A 16,494-nucleotide genomic window follows, 5' to 3' on the forward strand; every position below is an offset into this window, starting at 1 on the left:
CTAGTTGTTTTGTGGCAATGCAATCAGGTTAGCCATTAGCCTGTATGCCCCGGCAACGCCTGCGGGCAACTCCCTGAAAAATACCAGCCCTGTGTAAGCAAAGTTGCCTTTGCCATACTTTGTTATAATAAGGCTTCCGTTTGTTGTCGTTTCGTTTGCATCATGCATGGTTAGCGGCGCTTCATAGTGCGCGTCCTGCTTTTCTGCCTGGTAAATGCTTCGCTCCTGTATCCAGTCTTTAAAATCTGCAGGCGTTATTTTATTAGGATAGTTGAGCACGCTGCTGCCTGGCTGTGTTATTGTTACTTCTGCGTTTTCGTCTGTTACTCTTGTACGGCTTACCGTAAAAGGGTAAGGCCCTATTTTATCGGCAACACTGCTGATGAAATTCGCAGTATTATACTGCACAATGTAGTTGCCGCCATTTTGTATATAGCGCATCAATACATCGTACTTACTGTTGATCCATGGTTGTGTGTTGTAAACACGCACACCGGCAATAACCGCATCGAACCGTTTCAGGTTCTCATCTGTAATGGCAGACTCTGCAAGAAAAGTAACATTGTAGCCCATTTGCTGCAATGCCTGCGGCACCTTATCTCCTGCCCCAACAATATAGCCAATGTTTTTGCCAACAATTTTTATTTCTTCGTTAATGGCTTTTACATTGTCACGGTAGAAATAATGTATATGCGGAATATGATCATACTGTATGGTACGCAGGTAATCTTTGTATAAGGTTTTCTTTCCATTAACGCCTGCAAACACATCAACGTTGATGTTATCACCATTTAAGCGGCCGGTTTTTGCATCTAAAGGCATTTTGAAATTGTAAGCAGACCCTGCCGTAAAATTGACCGTAGTGTCTTTGTTAAAAAGAATATCCGCGCCCTTGTTAACGTTTATCGTAACCGGAACTGCAGGTGCCGTAATAGTTGCTTTGTATTGAATATTTATTACAGGGCTTGTACCAACCTTGCTTTCATTTTTTATATTGGTAAGTACCACCGGTGGGTTTACAGCAACGATAACGGGTGGTATTATAACAAGAGGTTCATATAGTTCTCCTTTTATAGGATCTGTATATTTATACTGCACCTTTTTATCTACAAACAGCCTTGTTCCTTTTATATCGAATATAAATGTTGCAATATAGTTACCATCATTTTCAGCTTTACCAATCAACGTTTGATCGTTAACCGTAAAACTTCCTTTCTGCATTGGGTTTACAAGCCAGTATGGCTGGGTAGCTGTATCATTTACCGGAACAAAAAATGCTTTGGTTAATGATATATTCTGATTAACAGGCAAAGCATTGTTCAACGTTGTGTCGAACTTATTCAATCTGATACCCACCAGGTTTATACCCGAAGCAGATCTCTTGTTTACACTAAAATCCACTTTAATGCTATCTCCCAAAATTGCATACTCATTTTTGGTGGTGGCTTCTGCAAACAGCCCGCTGCATGCAAGCATAATTTGTTTTACGTCTTCCGCTTTACGTTTGTACCAATACATACTTTCCTGGTGTTCTGCCTGCGATTTTGCACCGTTGCTGTTGCCGCCACGTTGTAACAGGTTGTACAAAACCAGCAAGCTATCTATCGATTTTTCAGGGTGATCAAAGCTATAACCCGCAATAATATTATTCACCATTCTCTCAATACCTTCACCAAACTGAACAGCGTTCCAACTTACATTTACACCATCCAGTAAATCAGTCTTTGGGGCATCACCGCCGGTGGTAAGAAAATATTCGAATGCCTGTCCTCTTTGCCTGGGCACACCAAAACCTTGGCTTTTGTGCTGGCTGCGGCTTTCACTTGCAATTTCTCCAAAACTTTTGCCCAGCAGGCTGCTGTAAGTGCCCACATCCAGCTTAAACTGGTCTTCTGCGGTTGTATTGGTTGTGCCAAAATTGAAGGTATTCCACAATATGCGCCTGGCCTGCCAGGGCTGTACGCCATACTTAAACTGTTCCGTAAACATGGTAGCATCTGCGGCTGCTTTGAAAGCTTCATTAGCCAGTATGGCTGAAGCCGCATGATGGCCGTGCCCCGCTCTTTCGTCTCCGGGAAACCTGGTTATGATAACATCTGGTTTAAAGTTGCGGATCACCCATACCACATCACTCAGGATTTTGTCGTGCCCCCATATTTCCATCGCTTCCTGCGATGATTTGCTGAAGCCAAAATCATAGGCCCTGCTAAAAAATTGTTCGGCTCCGTCTGTTCTGCGCGCCGCCAGTAGTTCCTGTGTGCGTATGAGGCCGAGCTCAATGCCTTGTTCATCGCCAATGAGGTTTTGCCCTCCATCGCCTCTTGTGAGGCTGAGGTAACCGGTTCTGTATTGCTTTTCCTTTGCCAGGTACGCCAGCAAACGGGTATTTTCATCATCGGGGTGGGCAGCTATATACAATACCCTGCCAAGCACATTGAGCTTTTTGAGCTGCAGGTAAATATCTGCACTGTTATAAGCGGGTGGTGTTTGTGCATGGGCTGGAAAACTATAGCATGAAATTACTGACAGTATTAGCAGTGGTAAAAGTTGCTTCATATTCAATGGCCGGTTTGTGCGCTGACGAAGATAAGCGTAAGAAATGTTGTTTGTAACGGCTTTGCAAAAACATTGCGCAGCAGTAATTTTTTTAACGGATAATATAGAATACCGTCAGCACCGGCAGCTTTTAGAGATAGTAACAGGCTTGCAACCATGCATCGTGTTGCCCAATATTGTTTCAACCGCTGAAGTGAGTGACACAACAGGTGATGCTATGAAAAACTGCAGCTGGTAACCATATTAAACCGCTGACTGTGCCGGCGGGCAATAATAACACATAACGGTTTTTCATTTATTACTGCATTCGAAAACCTAACATGTGTGTGTTGATTGATATTAGCTGTAATTTTGCTGTCTAAATTTTTGCTATGCTTGATACCATCGAAAGTGCGATTGAGGATATTAAGAAAGGTAAGCTACTGATAGTCGTAGATGATGAGGATCGTGAGAACGAAGGCGACTTTGTAACATCGGCGGAAAATGCTACTCCCGAAATAATCAATTTCATGAGCAAATATGGCCGCGGCCTTATTTGTGCTCCCATTACACAACAGCGTGCAGATGAATTGCAGCTTGAACTGATGGTACATAATAACACCGCCATTCACGAAACACCGTTTACCGTTAGTGTGGACCTTATTGGTTTCGGATGTACCACAGGCATCAGTGCACATGACAGATCTAAAACAGTGCAGGCACTTATCAACCCGTCTATAAAACCAGCCGACCTTGGCAGGCCAGGGCATATTTTTCCGTTAAGGGCCAAAGATGGCGGTGTACTGCGCAGAACAGGACATACCGAAGCCACCGTAGATCTTGCACGTCTTGCAGGCATGCAGCCGGCAGGCGTACTGGTAGAAATCATGAATGAAGATGGAAGCATGGCAAGGCTGCCCGAACTGATGGAAATCGCTAAAAAGTTTGACCTCAGGATTATCAGTATCAAAGACCTTATTGAATACCGGCTTCAGTCAGACTCGCTCATTGAGGAAGTGGTGCGTGTAGATATGCCAACCAAATACGGGGATTTTAAATTGGTTGCTTTCAAAGAAAAGATTTCCGGCGGCGAGCACCTGGCATTGATAAAAGGTGAATGGAAAGAGCATGAGCCTGTTCTCACCCGGGTACATTCCAGCTGTTTTACCGGCGATATTTTGGGAAGTTTCCGCTGCGATTGCGGGGAACAACTGCACAAAGCCATGCAGATGGTACAGGATGAAGGCAAAGGTGCCATATTGTATATGAACCAGGAAGGCCGCGGTATCGGCCTTATGAATAAACTGCGTGCCTACAAACTGCAGGAAGAAGGTCTTGATACCGTAGAAGCCAACCTGAAACTGGGCTTTGGCATGGATGATCGTGATTACGGTGTAGGTGCACAAATACTCCGCCAGCTGGGTATTACCAAATTGCGCCTCATGAGCAATAACCCCAAAAAACGTGCAGGTTTAAAAGGCTACGGACTTGAGATAATCGATATTGTGCCCATGCACATTAAGCCAAATCCGCACAACGAAAAATACCTGCAGACAAAGAGAGATAAACTGGGTCACGAAATATTATCAGACGATAGTCATTTATAGTATTTGGCCGCCGGCAGCGGTGCATGTGGCATCGCCTGTTGTGTCACTCACTTGTACGGTAAGTCTTTTTGCAGCAGCTCCGCAGGTACCACAGCGCATACTATTTTGCGTCATCGGCAGCAACAAATAATCCAACAGTTTTACATAACTTCAATTGTGTTATAAAACCCGTTAGATACAAAATCAAACGGGTTTTTTATTTACTAAAAAGTAAGTAACCTTACAATATGAACTACCTTATAAAAAATGCAGCAATAGTTAATGAAGGCTCCGTTAACCATGGAGATGTGTTAATAAAAAACGGACGAATAGAACAAATTGCACCGGCCATTCAAACAGGTTTTGCAGTAACCGAAATAGATGCCACAGGCAAGCACCTGCTGCCCGGTGTTATTGATGACCAGGTTCATTTCAGGGAGCCCGGTTTAACACACAAAGCAACCATCTACACAGAGGCAAAAGCAGCAGTAGCCGGTGGCGTAACGAGCTTTATGGAAATGCCCAACACACAACCACCCGCATTTACACATGAACTACTGGAAGACAAATACGCCATAGCCTCCAAAACTTCGCTTGCAAACTATTCATTTTTTATGGGTACCTCAAATGATAACCTGGAGGAAGTGCTTAAAACCAACAATAAAAAAAAGGATGTATGCGGTGTAAAAATATTTATGGGCTCGTCTACCGGCAACCTGCTGGTAGATAATACCCTGGTACTTGATAATATTTTTGGTGGTGTTGAAATATTGATTGCCACCCATTGCGAGGACGAGGAAATAATAAAAGCAAATCTTGCAAATTTAAAGGCTGAAAAAGCAGTGCTGGAGCCCGCAGACCACCCGGTAATAAGAGATGAAGAGAACTGCTTCTCCTCCTCATTTAAAGCTATCCAATTTGCCAAGAAACATGGTTCAAGGCTGCATATTCTGCACATTAGCACAGCAAGGGAATTACAGCTTTTTACCAACATGATCCCGCTTGAAGAAAAACGAATAACCGCAGAAGTGTGTGTGCATCACCTGCATTTTACAGCAGACGACTATTCATCACTTGGCAACAAAATAAAATGTAATCCTGCTATCAAGGCCCCGTTTAACAGAGAAGCTCTATGGCCCGCTTTGCTGGATGACCGCCTTGATATAATTGCCACAGATCACGCCCCGCACACCTGGGAAGAAAAAAATGAACCTTATGAAAAAGCGCATGCAGGTCTGCCGTTGGTACAGCATTCATTGCCTTTAATGTTGTACTATGTAAAGCAGGGCAAACTGACACTCGAAAAAATGGTAGAAAAAATGAGCCATGCGGTGGCCAAATGCTTTCAGATTAAAGAGCGGGGGTTTATAAGGGAAGGTTACTATGCAGACCTTGTTTTGGTTGATATGGATAAAGGCAGCACGGTAAAGAAAGAAAATATATTGTACAAATGTGGCTGGAGCCCGCTTGAGGGTTTTACTTTTCCGGCTTCTGTTACCAATACTTTTGTAAACGGCCACATGGTTTATGGAAATAACATGTTTGATGAATCATATACGGGTATGCGCATGAAATTTGACAGGTAATCTGTTGCATGACTACAGTTTCTCTAAAACAGTGTTTGCCATTTTTTACCATATTCCCAGAATGATTTACAATGAATGTAGACAATACCACGCTTAACGATTTGTCCATTTTTGCCCATGAAGAAGAACTTTCAGTATTTTACCGGCTTGATTTTACAAGAACTATTGGTGGCAGAGCCTGGCTCAGATTTTATATAGAAAGACCACTTGAAAGCATACAACTGATCCATAACCGGCAAGAACTTGTTCAACGAATCATCAACGTCATAGACCTGTGGCCGGAAACAATTAATAATGGTACTGTAATGGTTATCGAAAAGTATTTCGAATCTGCTGTTGACAGTATACCAAAATCTCCAGACCCGGTAAGCGCAATGATGTACAGACTTATCAGTGCACCCGATTACTCACTCATAACCTATACAGTTGGCCATTTTATAAATTTTATTAAAGGCATTACGCAAATAAGGAATTTGCTGTGGGAAGAACAAAACCCGGCAGAGCTGGCCACAATTCTGGAAAGAATTGATGCACTGCTTAAACGACCAATATTTCAACACATAGCGGAACATGACGCTTCGAAGAAATTAAAACGAAGGACAGTACTAATCCTGGGTCATTTCCTTAAGTACGAATTCAAGAGCCAGTGCCTTGAGATGATTGAACTTTACAGCAGGCTGGATGCGTTTTACAGTATGGCAAAGGCATGCAGCAAATTTAATTTCGTGTTTCCCCATTTTGAAGAAGCGGCCAGGCCCGAGCTATCTGCTACACAGCTTTATCACCCGTTGCTTCCAACGCCTGTAGCCTATGATATTGACCTTACCCAAAAAGAAAATTTCTTATTCCTTACGGGCGCCAACATGGCGGGGAAAAGTACATTCATAAAAGCTGTCGGTGTTTCCGTTTACCTGGCTCATGTTGGTATGGGCGTTCCGGCAAAACGTATGCACCTAACGTTTTTTGATGGCTTGTTAAGCAATATACAAGTCGCAGACAATATTATAAAAGGTGAAAGCTATTTCTTCAACGAAGTGCAGCGCATACACAAAACACTGGAGAAAATTTCAGACGGACGTAAATGGCTGATCCTGATTGATGAACTTTTTAAAGGCACCAATGTACAGGACGCTATGAAGTGCAGTACTGTTGTAATAGAAGGTTTGCGCAAAATGAAAAATACCCTGTTTATTCTTTCCACCCACCTTTACGAAATAGGTGAAGACCTGAAAAAATACGGGAATATCCAGTTTCGTTTCTTTGAAACGAAAGCTGAAGAAGGGCAACTTACTTTTAATTACCAGTTAAAAGAAGGAATCAGTAATGATCGGCTTGGTTATCTAATTCTTGTAAATGAAGGAGTTGTAAAAATGCTTGAGCAACTTTAAACATATCAATTTTTATAAGATTATTTTAAATGTTGTAAAACATATTATTATATATTATTTATATACATTAATTTTACCCTCACAGACCGTTTAACCCGCTTCAGCGGTTTTAAACGGGTTTTCGGCGAATTAATAATTCATTGTATATCCCAAAATTTACTTTTGAGCTGTCAAGATACTTGTGGGACTAATACAACAGATCTACGCAGTAGCACGCTAACCTGCAGGTTAAAACCAAAGGCCCTTGCTACACCTTTTTGAAAGCCATAATGTCTGTAAAAGCTAAAACATTGTTTTAGGTTAAAATATTAGAATTTACACTTGAAGGGGAAAAATCACGGACATTCTTGTCGTAGTGATTTGCTGGTTCAATTATTGGCCTCGTCAGCCAATTATTAATTTCAGGGGCATTCTTCCGAATAGCCCCTCTTTTTTTATCCAGCTCCCAATGGTTATACTTTTAGAAAAGCAAATGGTGGGCTCAACGGTATTTTTCTGGCATTCGGCGTTTTTATAGCATAAGATGGCGAATACGACCTGCAAGCCGGTAATCTGGATATTACTTTTGCATCATCAAACGAAAGAAAGTTAACCGGATGAGAAACAATGACTGAAAACTGATTATTGAAAAACCACCCTTCCGTAGTCTGTATCCAGCGGAAAACAAAAAGCGGCTCTTCAAGACAACTAGTATTCAAGAAAGCCAGCGAAACATTTTAATAGTAATAGGTTAACAAACAAATGAGGTGTTTGATCTTCATGGCATCGTCAGCCTTATGATCAATGGAGGTTGCCCTTTAGGGCAACCTTTCCTTATTTTGTTTATTCGTAACGCGTACAACGTACCGCATTGAATTGTAATGCATGCAACAAAGAGTACCCCGCAGGAGCACGGCTAATCAGGTTTTCACCGGCTATTTTATTGTCTTCGCATTGCTGAATAATGATATGAACGTACAAGTGAGTGACACAACGAAAGCTTAATAGTAATACTGCAGCCGGCTTAATAATTATACTTATCCTTCCAGCGGGTTTTAAGAAATTTTCTTAATTCTTCTTCCCTTGCATTTTTACCGGGTTCAAAAAAAGCGCTACCAGAAATTTTTTCAGGCAAATATTCCTGCGCCGAAAAATTGTTATCGTAGTCGTGACTGTATTGATAGCCCTTCTTGTAACCCAGATCTTTCATAAGCTTTGTAGGTGCATTACGCAAATGCAGTGGCACCGGCAAATCTCCATGCTGCGCCACAGCATTCATTGCCGCGCCAATTGCGGTTGTTGCAGCATTACTCTTGGCGCTTGAAGCCAGGTAAATAGTGCATTGCGAAAGTATAAGTGAAGACTCCGGAAAGCCGATCTTGTTAACTGCATCAAAAGTGGCGTTAGCAAGCAGTAACGCATTCGGGTTTGCGTTACCAATATCTTCACTGGCCAGTATAAGTAACCGGCGGGCAATAAACTTTACATCTTCACCGGCATCAATCATTCTCGCAAGCCAGTACACTGCCGCATTAGGATCGCTTCCCCGTATACTTTTTATAAACGCTGAAATAATATCATAATGTTGCTCGCCCTGCTTGTCGTAAATGGCAATACGTTTTTGTGCCACTTCCATTACATATTCATCTGTAATTACAAGTTCCTTTTTGTTGTTTGCCGTTACTACCAGTTCGAGCAGGTTCAGCAATTTTCTTGCATCACCTCCGGATATGTTGATCAGCGCAGCAGTTTCTTTTAACTCTGCACGATAATGCTGTAATATTTCATCTTTTTGTAAAGCATGCTTTAGCAGTTTTACCAGGTCATTCTCACCCAATGCTTTTAAAACATATACCTGGCTACGGCTTAATAACGCTGAATTAACTTCGAATGAAGGATTTTCAGTTGTTGCGCCAATCAGTGTAATGATACCCTTTTCAACAGCGCCTAGCAATGCGTCCTGCTGCGATTTATTGAACCGGTGTATTTCGTCTATAAAAAGGATGGCCTTTGCCTGCTGCTTTGCCTGTTCTATCACTTCCCTTACCTCTTTAACACCACTGCTGATAGCACTAAGCTGGTAAAAGGGCACATGCAAGGTATTGGCTATAATATTGGCAATGGTCGTTTTACCTACGCCCGGCGGACCCCAAAAAATCATAGAAGGAATATTGCCGCTTTCTATTGCCGTACGCAAAATGCTTCCATGGCTTACCAGGTGCTCCTGCCCGGCCAGTTCATCCAAAGTTTGCGGACGCATACGCTCTGCCAGTGGTGTATTTGCCATTATGTTACTTGTTTAGAACCGTTTATTTTGTTTCCGGCTGCATTACTGCTATTGAGCTTTCGTTGTGTCACTCACTTGTACTTTCAGGTCACTATTCAGCAATGCGAAGACCGAAGCAAAGATTAAAAAAAATTTGCAGTTACTTCTAACGCCAATGAATTGACTGCACACGGTCATTCCACATTTTGTGCCATGCCAATAACGTTACTAATTTCGTTGATGTTTACAGGGGCCTGCTTATTGTCTAGATTGATCACAACCACGTATCCACTGCCGGAGGCGGTTGCCTGCAAAGCATCTGCTATCTGCTGCTGGTTGCTGCTTATGCGGTTGCCATTTTCATCCCACGCCTCATAACTGCATAAACAACCAAGTGATGGCGTTTGCGGAAAGTAAGTCTGGTTTTTATAAAAAGCAGGATCTATAGTAGTACCATGCATAATAACATCGTACCGGCCCATTGCGCCTGCGTAGAAGCTTTCGTATATGCCGCTGTAATCTTTCCAGGTATCCGGCAACATAGACGTATACATTTCCTTTTGCCATTGCATGTCGGGCATTGTACTGTCAGCAAAAAATACGGCAGGCTTCGATTCGAAGGGCATTACCATCTGCAGGTTTGTTGTGGGGCCAATATATAACAGCCGCGATCTTCCAAAACCTGTCCATCTTAAGATTCCCTGTGGTGTATTTCCGTTGGTAATGTAAAACGGGTAGGCGGTAATGGCCCTTGCCAGTTGCGTTGTATGAAAAATATTACCGGCAGAATCTTTAGCAAAACTACCATCAGGCTTTCGTATAACCACAATGCCGGGATAATCCCTGTTGCTTCTTTGCAGGCTGTAAATAACAGTCTCGCCTTTTAGAAAATTGCGGCTAAAAAGATCTAATAACGGTGGTAATTCCTCGTGCTTTTGGGAAAGCCTGTCTTCCAGGATATTTAAACCAATATGGTCTTCTGACGGGAATTTGGTTTTTATAAGTGTACGGATCTTTGTGGTGGCTATTGCAGAATCAGCCCTAAGTACATATTCTGCGCAGCGCAGGAAAACGGGCAAAGATTTCGTTTGCTGCATCAACCGGTATACAGGCGTTTTGAATTCTGATTTGTATAAAGAATAGGTTGTTTCAAGTAAATTCTTTTGAAAATATTCGCTCAATAAAAAAGCTTTGCTCCATGCCTCGTGCAATTTAGCTTTTGTAAACGCGTCTTTGTACTGCAGTAATTCCAGCGACCACAAAGCATCGTTCCAAAGACCTTCATTATCTTCTGAAAGCGGCTCCCGCAAGTATTGCCTGATGGTTGTATCAACGAGATATTTTAATCTTTCCTCCTTTGCCTTTTTAGTTGTTACAGGTGAAAACAGCACATTGCCTGCTGCCTGTTGTGCCTTGGTATAACAAGCAACTAAAATGAATAGTGCAAAACAAAAAAATGTCTTCATAAAGGCTAAGCTACGAATAACGTGTATGCAGCTTTTTAAATTATTTTATAAAATCCTCTGCACACAGGTTACATTTTTTACGCATATGTAGACTATTAGTTGTCTTATACTATCTACCAAGATCTTTGATAACGTAAGGCAAACCTTTATAACAAACCAAAAATCTAAAAAATGAAAAAAGTCTTTCTTGCAGTATTTCTTATTGCAGCGTCAGTAACGCTTGTTGGTGTAACAAGCCAGCAGGTTTATGCAAAGTCTGGTGGTAACAGTAACAGCATTCCGGCGAGCCAGGTTCCTAAACCGGTAAAAAGGAATTTTAAAATGATGTACCCTACAGCTACACAGGTAGAATGGGAATATGTTCCGGTGTATTACGGCCTGCCTGTTTACAGCGCAACTTTTTATATAGGTTCTCAGCAATGGGAAGCTAATTATTATGCAGACGGTACTTTCCTTAATGTATATCCAAAAGCCTAATGGCGGTTTCGGGCGCTGGTGTATTTACGATGTACACAAAAAAACCACCTTGTATAAAGGTGGTTTGCTTTTAGCATGTATGTGGCTATGTTTATATAGCTGATCTACGCTTAAATCTACGCGCCTGCTGCATATTGCTTCTACAGTACAAGAGTGCGACGCAACGGAAGCTCAACAGGTGTTCTGCAGCCTGGCCCATAAATAATTTACGGTACCACTATTTTATTGTTTGTTCTGCTTATATCTGCCATGCGCATACTAGGATCTATTTCAATTTCTTTAATATCGCCTACAGGCCGTGATGTTGCGAAACTATATTCAGGACTTACCCACTGCCATTCTGTATGGATGATTCGGGTAGTATTATCTTCAGCAGGTTTATTGCCGAGCGTTAAACCAAGCGGTATGTAGTGCATTTCCTTTGTACCATCTTTGTAAGTTACCAATATATCTATAGGCATGGGCATAAGGCCAATTCTTTTGATAGTAATGGCCGCCTTACCGCTACTATCTGAGATATCGCCCAAAGCATAATCGATATTCTTAGTGGTATATACCCAATATTCTTTATACCAGTCCAGCTCCATACCGCTTGCCTTTTCTGCCACACGTATAAAATCATTTGCATTGGGATGTTTGAAGCGCCATTCATTGTAGTAATCCAGCAGGATTTTGTCTAACACCTGGTTGCCGACAATATAACCGAGCTGCGCCAAAAAGATAGCACCTTTAGCATACGATTCTGTTGAATAGGCTGCATTGGTATTAAAGTGATCTGCATGCGTGGTCATAGGCTCTTCCCTGCCACTTTTCACCAGGCGGAAATAGGAGTTATAAGCTTCTTTGTAAGCAAAAGCGGTATCCTTTTTTAACCACGCACTTACACGAAGCTCCGCATAAGTTGTAAAGCCTTCATCCATCCACGCGAATAAACTTTCATTTGTGCCCATCATACCCTGGTACCAGCTATGCATCCATTCGTGAATAGCTGTGCCTACACTTGCATTTTTAATAAGTGTGGCCATGGGGTATTCCATACCACCGTCTCCACCCTGGATGAAAGAATAGTTTTTATATGGGTATGCACCAAAAGTATTAGCGATGAAAGGGTAAGCTGCAACCGCTGTATCTGCTACGGCAGTCCATTTGCTTTCCAGAGAATCCACCTGCTTATATATTACGTATATCAGTGGCCCGTTTTTAATCTGTCTCTTTTGCATTACATAGTTTGGATCTGCGGCCCAGACAAAGTCGTGTACGTTTTGTGCACTGAAGTTCCAGGTAATTGTTTTACCGGCCGAGGCTTTCAGCTTAACATTGTCTGCCTGGTAACCAAAACCCACCTCATTGGGGTTTTGAATTGTTCCGCTGGCAGCAACGAGGTAATTTTTATCGATCGTAATACTTACATCGTAGTCTCCCCATACACCGTAGAACTCCCTGGCTATATATTGATTTGCGTTCCAACCCTGGTAATCGTACTCTACAACTTTTGGATACCATTGACTCATGCTGTAACGAATACCTTCCTTATTATCTCTTCCACTTCTGCGGATTTGTAATGGAACCTGGGCTTCGAAGGCGACGTCCATCGTTATTTTACTATGTGGCAGTACCGGCTTTGTAAGATCTACCTCAAGAATTGTTTCGTGTAATACCAGTTTTTGGGCCAGCCCGTTAATAGTTATTGATTGTATGTTTTGATAGCCGATTTCGTCTGGCTGCAGTTTACTGATGCGGTCTCTTACACGGTCATCCCAATCATAAACGGGATCTCCCTTTTTATTAGTTCCCAGTAAGGTTTTACCTAATTCACGGCTGCGTACATCCATCATACTGCCAGGCTGAAAAGCGTTCCAGTACAAATGGAAAAAGATTCGTGTAAGTGTATCTGGAGAATTGTTCCAGTAGTCGATCTTTTCTTTGCCTTTGAAACGATTGTTCTCAACATTCATATCAACTGAGATCTGGTATTTGATCTTCTGCTGCCACCGGTCTGGCTGAGCTGCTAACTGCATACACATAAAAAAACATACAACAATAAAAACGTATTTACTCATGCTGCCAATTTATAGAAATGAAGATATAAAAAAATATACCCTGCAAATGTCATTTTACATAAGCAGGGCAATAAAGATAAAGAGGTGATTTATAGTGTGTAGCTCTCTTTATTCAACCTTCCGTTGATGTCAAAAAAAAGATACTTTTTTTGAACACCACTTTTTTTTACAAGAATACGGTACTGCAGAGATTCGAGGTTACGCGCTATTTCATAAACCGTCACTTTTTCCCAATCAGTATATTTACTTTTAGAAAAGCCATCCTTTATTGCCTGTGGCAGGTCTTCAAATTTCAGCCTACGTTCACTTCTTAACCATTCCCCGTCACTATTGAAATGAGCGCTCATTTCGTGCTCGTTCAACGTAAACTGTGCTTCGAAAGCATTAAGCTGATCTTTCCATGAAACCCTTTCTGCATGCGGGTAGCGGGCCTTGAACGCATCTGTAACATCGGCGGGAATCTTGCGGAATTGTGCATCAACAGCAGTTGTAGCAACAAGGACTAGTGATAACAGCAAATAAACTCTCATATCAACTTATTATAAAACCAACTGGTTACAAAAGTCGTATAAAGATGCACTTATATAAGCAGTCAGCCAATTGTTTAACTGCGTACTAACAAGAAAAGTTTATTGGCACTATTTTCTAATATATAGTTCTCAAATCTATACTTATGACAAAAATTCTTCTGCTAACTGCCGTCATTCTTGGCTTTTGTTCATGCCAGAAAGACGTTACTATTGAACCACCGGTTCCGCGTGTAGTGTACGACAGCTTAATTATTTACCAGGTAAACAATGCCGGATCTAACAAAGGCATTTTTTCCAAAAGCCTCAAAACCGGCGATTCTTCTTTATTAGTAGCCAATGCAACAATGCCATATGTGGCCAACCAAAGATTGGTTTATATAAAGTCCGGCAAAACAGTTGGTTATGCAAGGCTAAATGGTGTATCGAAGTTTCTTGCAGATCTTACTGCACCTATGTACCCCAGTTTATCTCTTGATGCGCGGCTGATATCTGTTGTTGATAAGTCAGCTGCAGGTTATCAACTAATTGTGCTGGATACAATGGGAAATCAAAAGGTAATCTATACAACATTTGATGAATTGGGCGAACCTGAATTTAGTAATGACGGGGCTTACCTGTTTTTTACTGCGCGTGGCGCAGGCGGTTGTTCAATTTTCAAAATCAATTCAAATGGCGGAGAAGCATTGAAGTTAATCACGGCGCCGCAGGATGCAGAATTTTCCAGCATAGCTGCTACCGGTGACAGGCTTTATTTTCTACATCACATGTTTGCAGGGGGAAAACTTTCCTCAGAAATTTGTTCTTCTGATTATGATGGCAAAGATTTTAAACAACACACTGATTTTTCTGCAGGATGGACGATACCCGGCGTAAGAATTGATCAGTTACGTGACATTAATAATTCTGCACTTGTATTTGTTTCTGATAACGAAAACAATAACCGGGAGATATTTATAACGAAAGTTGAAAATATTAAAACGTTAACCCGTATGACATATTCTGAAACGTATGAATCTTACCCTAGCCTGGTTCCTGATTTTGTAAAAGATTTTTAGTTTAATAATATTATGCAATAAAAAAAGCGTGGCTATACAACCACGCTTTTTCTATTTATATAGATTATGTGTCTAGCTGCAAGCCATCTTTTCAACCCTGCGCCCATGACGCCCACCTTCGAAGGCGGTATGCATAAAAGTTTCGATCATATCTGCTGCTAGTGGTAAAGCTACAAACCGTGCAGGAATACAAATGATATTCGCATCATTGTGCAGCCTGATCAATTTTGCTACTTCATTTTGCCAGCAAATACCGGCACGTATTTGTTGATGTTTATTTGCCGTCATAGCTACTCCATTGGCTGAGCCGCAGATTAAGATGCCAAATGCAGCATCGCCACTTTCAACAAAAGAAGCTGTCGGATGTGCAAAATCAGGGTAATCTACAGAAGTTGGTGAAGAGGTTCCAAAATCCTTGACGGTGTAACCTTTTTCCTGCAACCATTTGCTGATTGCTTCCTTGTATTCGTAACCCGCATGATCGCAGCCGATAGCTATGGGTTTATTTAAATCAAATACGGCAGACATGAGTGTTGTTTAAAAAAATGAACTATTGAAAATTATATAGTGTTGTATTTCTACGCTGCATTATAACCTGCATGAACAGCAGCATCGTTGTTGCCACATGATATGCAGTACAAGTGAGTGACACAACAGGCGATGCCATAAAATACTACCGCCGGCTACCTAACTCCACTCTTCCAATTCTTTCTTTTGCTCTGCTTTATATGCCCTTGAAGAAACGATAACACCGAACTCGTACAATGTGTACAAAGGAATAAACACAATGGCCTGGCTTATCCAGTCCGGGCTTGGCGTAATTACGGCTGAAACAACCAGTATAATTACCACCGCATATTTCCTGGAACGTCTTAAAAAATTGGGCGTAATAAGACCGATTTTGGTAAGGGCGAATGCAAGCACCGGTAATTCGAAAGCGATACCGCAACCAAGAATGAGGTTTGTAAGGTTATCAAGATAATCGTTGATGGTTGGTTTTACCTGTACAAGATTGGCAGCACTTATCTGGAAGTTGGTTAAGAAATTAAACGTAAACGGACCGAGAATAAAATAACCGAAAGCCGCACCAAGGAAGAAAAAGAACGATACGAAGAATATAATGAACCTTGTATTTTTTAATTCTTTTGGTTTAAGGGCAGGCTTTACAAAACGCCAGAACTCCCAGAATATATAGGGAAATGCTCCAATGAAACCACCGATAAAGGCTATGCTGAAGCTGCTGAAAAACTGCCCGCCAAACGTGGTTGTTTGCATAGAAACATCGATTGGCTTTAAACACAGCGCATCTCCCAGGCGAAGAAAATGGCTGAAGTTGCACAAGGCACTATAGCTTACAAAATCTGGGTTTACGGGGCCGGCAATAACATTATCGAACACCCACTGAATATTGAGAAAGATGACAACCGCCAGTATGAGAATGGCAAGAATACTACGTATTATATGCCAGCGTAATTCTTCGAGGTGATCAATAAACGACATTTCTGCCCTGCCTTTGCTCCTGCGTTCAAAAAAACCACTTGCCATATATACGTTGCTTGTTTAAAG

Annotated in this window: 12 protein-coding genes; 5 read left to right on the forward strand and 7 right to left on the reverse strand. The window is 41.7% G+C overall.

Annotated elements, in window-relative coordinates; translation table 11 throughout:
* The gene (locus tag I5907_RS03055) at positions 1-2,556 is read right to left on the reverse strand and encodes a PIG-L family deacetylase (protein ID WP_196989255.1); all 2,556 of its coding nucleotides are present in this window, start codon (positions 2,554-2,556) and stop codon (positions 1-3) included.
* 371 nt (positions 2,557-2,927) lie between these two features.
* Here I5907_RS03055 and I5907_RS03060 point away from each other — a divergent pair, with 371 nt between their 5' ends.
* From I5907_RS03060 to I5907_RS03070, 3 genes are all read left to right on the forward strand, one after another.
* A complete protein-coding gene (locus I5907_RS03060; RefSeq protein ID WP_196989256.1) occupies positions 2,928-4,142 on the forward strand; it encodes a bifunctional 3,4-dihydroxy-2-butanone-4-phosphate synthase/GTP cyclohydrolase II in 1,215 nt (404 codons plus the stop codon).
* 227 nt (positions 4,143-4,369) lie between these two features.
* Positions 4,370-5,707, forward strand: a complete 1,338-nt coding sequence (locus tag I5907_RS03065) for a dihydroorotase (protein WP_196989257.1) — start codon at positions 4,370-4,372, stop codon at positions 5,705-5,707.
* A gap of 71 nt (positions 5,708-5,778) precedes the next feature.
* Positions 5,779-7,095: a MutS-related protein gene (locus tag I5907_RS03070; protein WP_196989258.1), complete on the forward strand. Its 1,317-nt coding sequence runs from the start codon at positions 5,779-5,781 to the stop codon at positions 7,093-7,095.
* A gap of 1,003 nt (positions 7,096-8,098) precedes the next feature.
* On the opposite strand, the gene I5907_RS03075 is transcribed toward I5907_RS03070, so the two are convergent.
* Both I5907_RS03075 and I5907_RS03080 read right to left on the reverse strand, forming a co-directional pair.
* On the reverse strand, positions 8,099-9,361 hold the full coding sequence (locus I5907_RS03075; protein WP_196989259.1) for a replication-associated recombination protein A: 1,263 nt from the start codon (positions 9,359-9,361) through the stop codon (positions 8,099-8,101).
* Positions 9,362-9,534: 173 nt separating this feature from the next.
* Positions 9,535-10,806: a hypothetical protein gene (locus tag I5907_RS03080; protein ID WP_196989260.1), complete on the reverse strand. Its 1,272-nt coding sequence runs from the start codon at positions 10,804-10,806 to the stop codon at positions 9,535-9,537.
* Positions 10,807-10,977: 171 nt separating this feature from the next.
* On the opposite strand from I5907_RS03080, the gene I5907_RS03085 reads away from it, so the two are divergent.
* Positions 10,978-11,283, forward strand: a complete 306-nt coding sequence (locus tag I5907_RS03085) for a hypothetical protein (protein WP_196989261.1) — start codon at positions 10,978-10,980, stop codon at positions 11,281-11,283.
* A 206-nt stretch (positions 11,284-11,489) separates the two neighbouring features.
* Here I5907_RS03085 and I5907_RS03090 read toward each other — a convergent pair whose 3' ends face one another.
* Both I5907_RS03090 and I5907_RS03095 read right to left on the reverse strand, forming a co-directional pair.
* On the reverse strand, positions 11,490-13,343 hold the full coding sequence (locus tag I5907_RS03090) for a M1 family metallopeptidase (protein WP_196989262.1): 1,854 nt from the start codon (positions 13,341-13,343) through the stop codon (positions 11,490-11,492).
* Positions 13,344-13,432: 89 nt separating this feature from the next.
* Positions 13,433-13,873, reverse strand: a complete 441-nt coding sequence (locus I5907_RS03095) for a PepSY-like domain-containing protein (protein WP_196989263.1) — start codon at positions 13,871-13,873, stop codon at positions 13,433-13,435.
* 143 nt (positions 13,874-14,016) lie between these two features.
* On the opposite strand from I5907_RS03095, the gene I5907_RS03100 reads away from it, so the two are divergent.
* Positions 14,017-14,928, forward strand: a complete 912-nt coding sequence (locus I5907_RS03100) for a TolB family protein (RefSeq protein WP_196989264.1) — start codon at positions 14,017-14,019, stop codon at positions 14,926-14,928.
* Between the two features lie 72 nt (positions 14,929-15,000).
* On the opposite strand, the gene rpiB is transcribed toward I5907_RS03100, so the two are convergent.
* Positions 15,001-15,456 (reverse strand): ribose 5-phosphate isomerase B, encoded by a 456-nt coding sequence (gene rpiB, locus I5907_RS03105; protein ID WP_196989265.1) that lies wholly within the window; start codon positions 15,454-15,456, stop codon positions 15,001-15,003.
* A 159-nt stretch (positions 15,457-15,615) separates the two neighbouring features.
* Complete coding sequence (gene tatC / locus I5907_RS03110; protein WP_196989266.1) at positions 15,616-16,473, reverse strand: twin-arginine translocase subunit TatC; 858 nt, start codon at positions 16,471-16,473, stop codon at positions 15,616-15,618.
* Positions 16,474-16,494: the final 21 nt, after the last annotated feature.

Origin of the sequence: Panacibacter microcysteis (assembly GCF_015831355.1) — a bacterium.
Taxonomy (GTDB): domain Bacteria; phylum Bacteroidota; class Bacteroidia; order Chitinophagales; family Chitinophagaceae; genus Panacibacter; species Panacibacter microcysteis.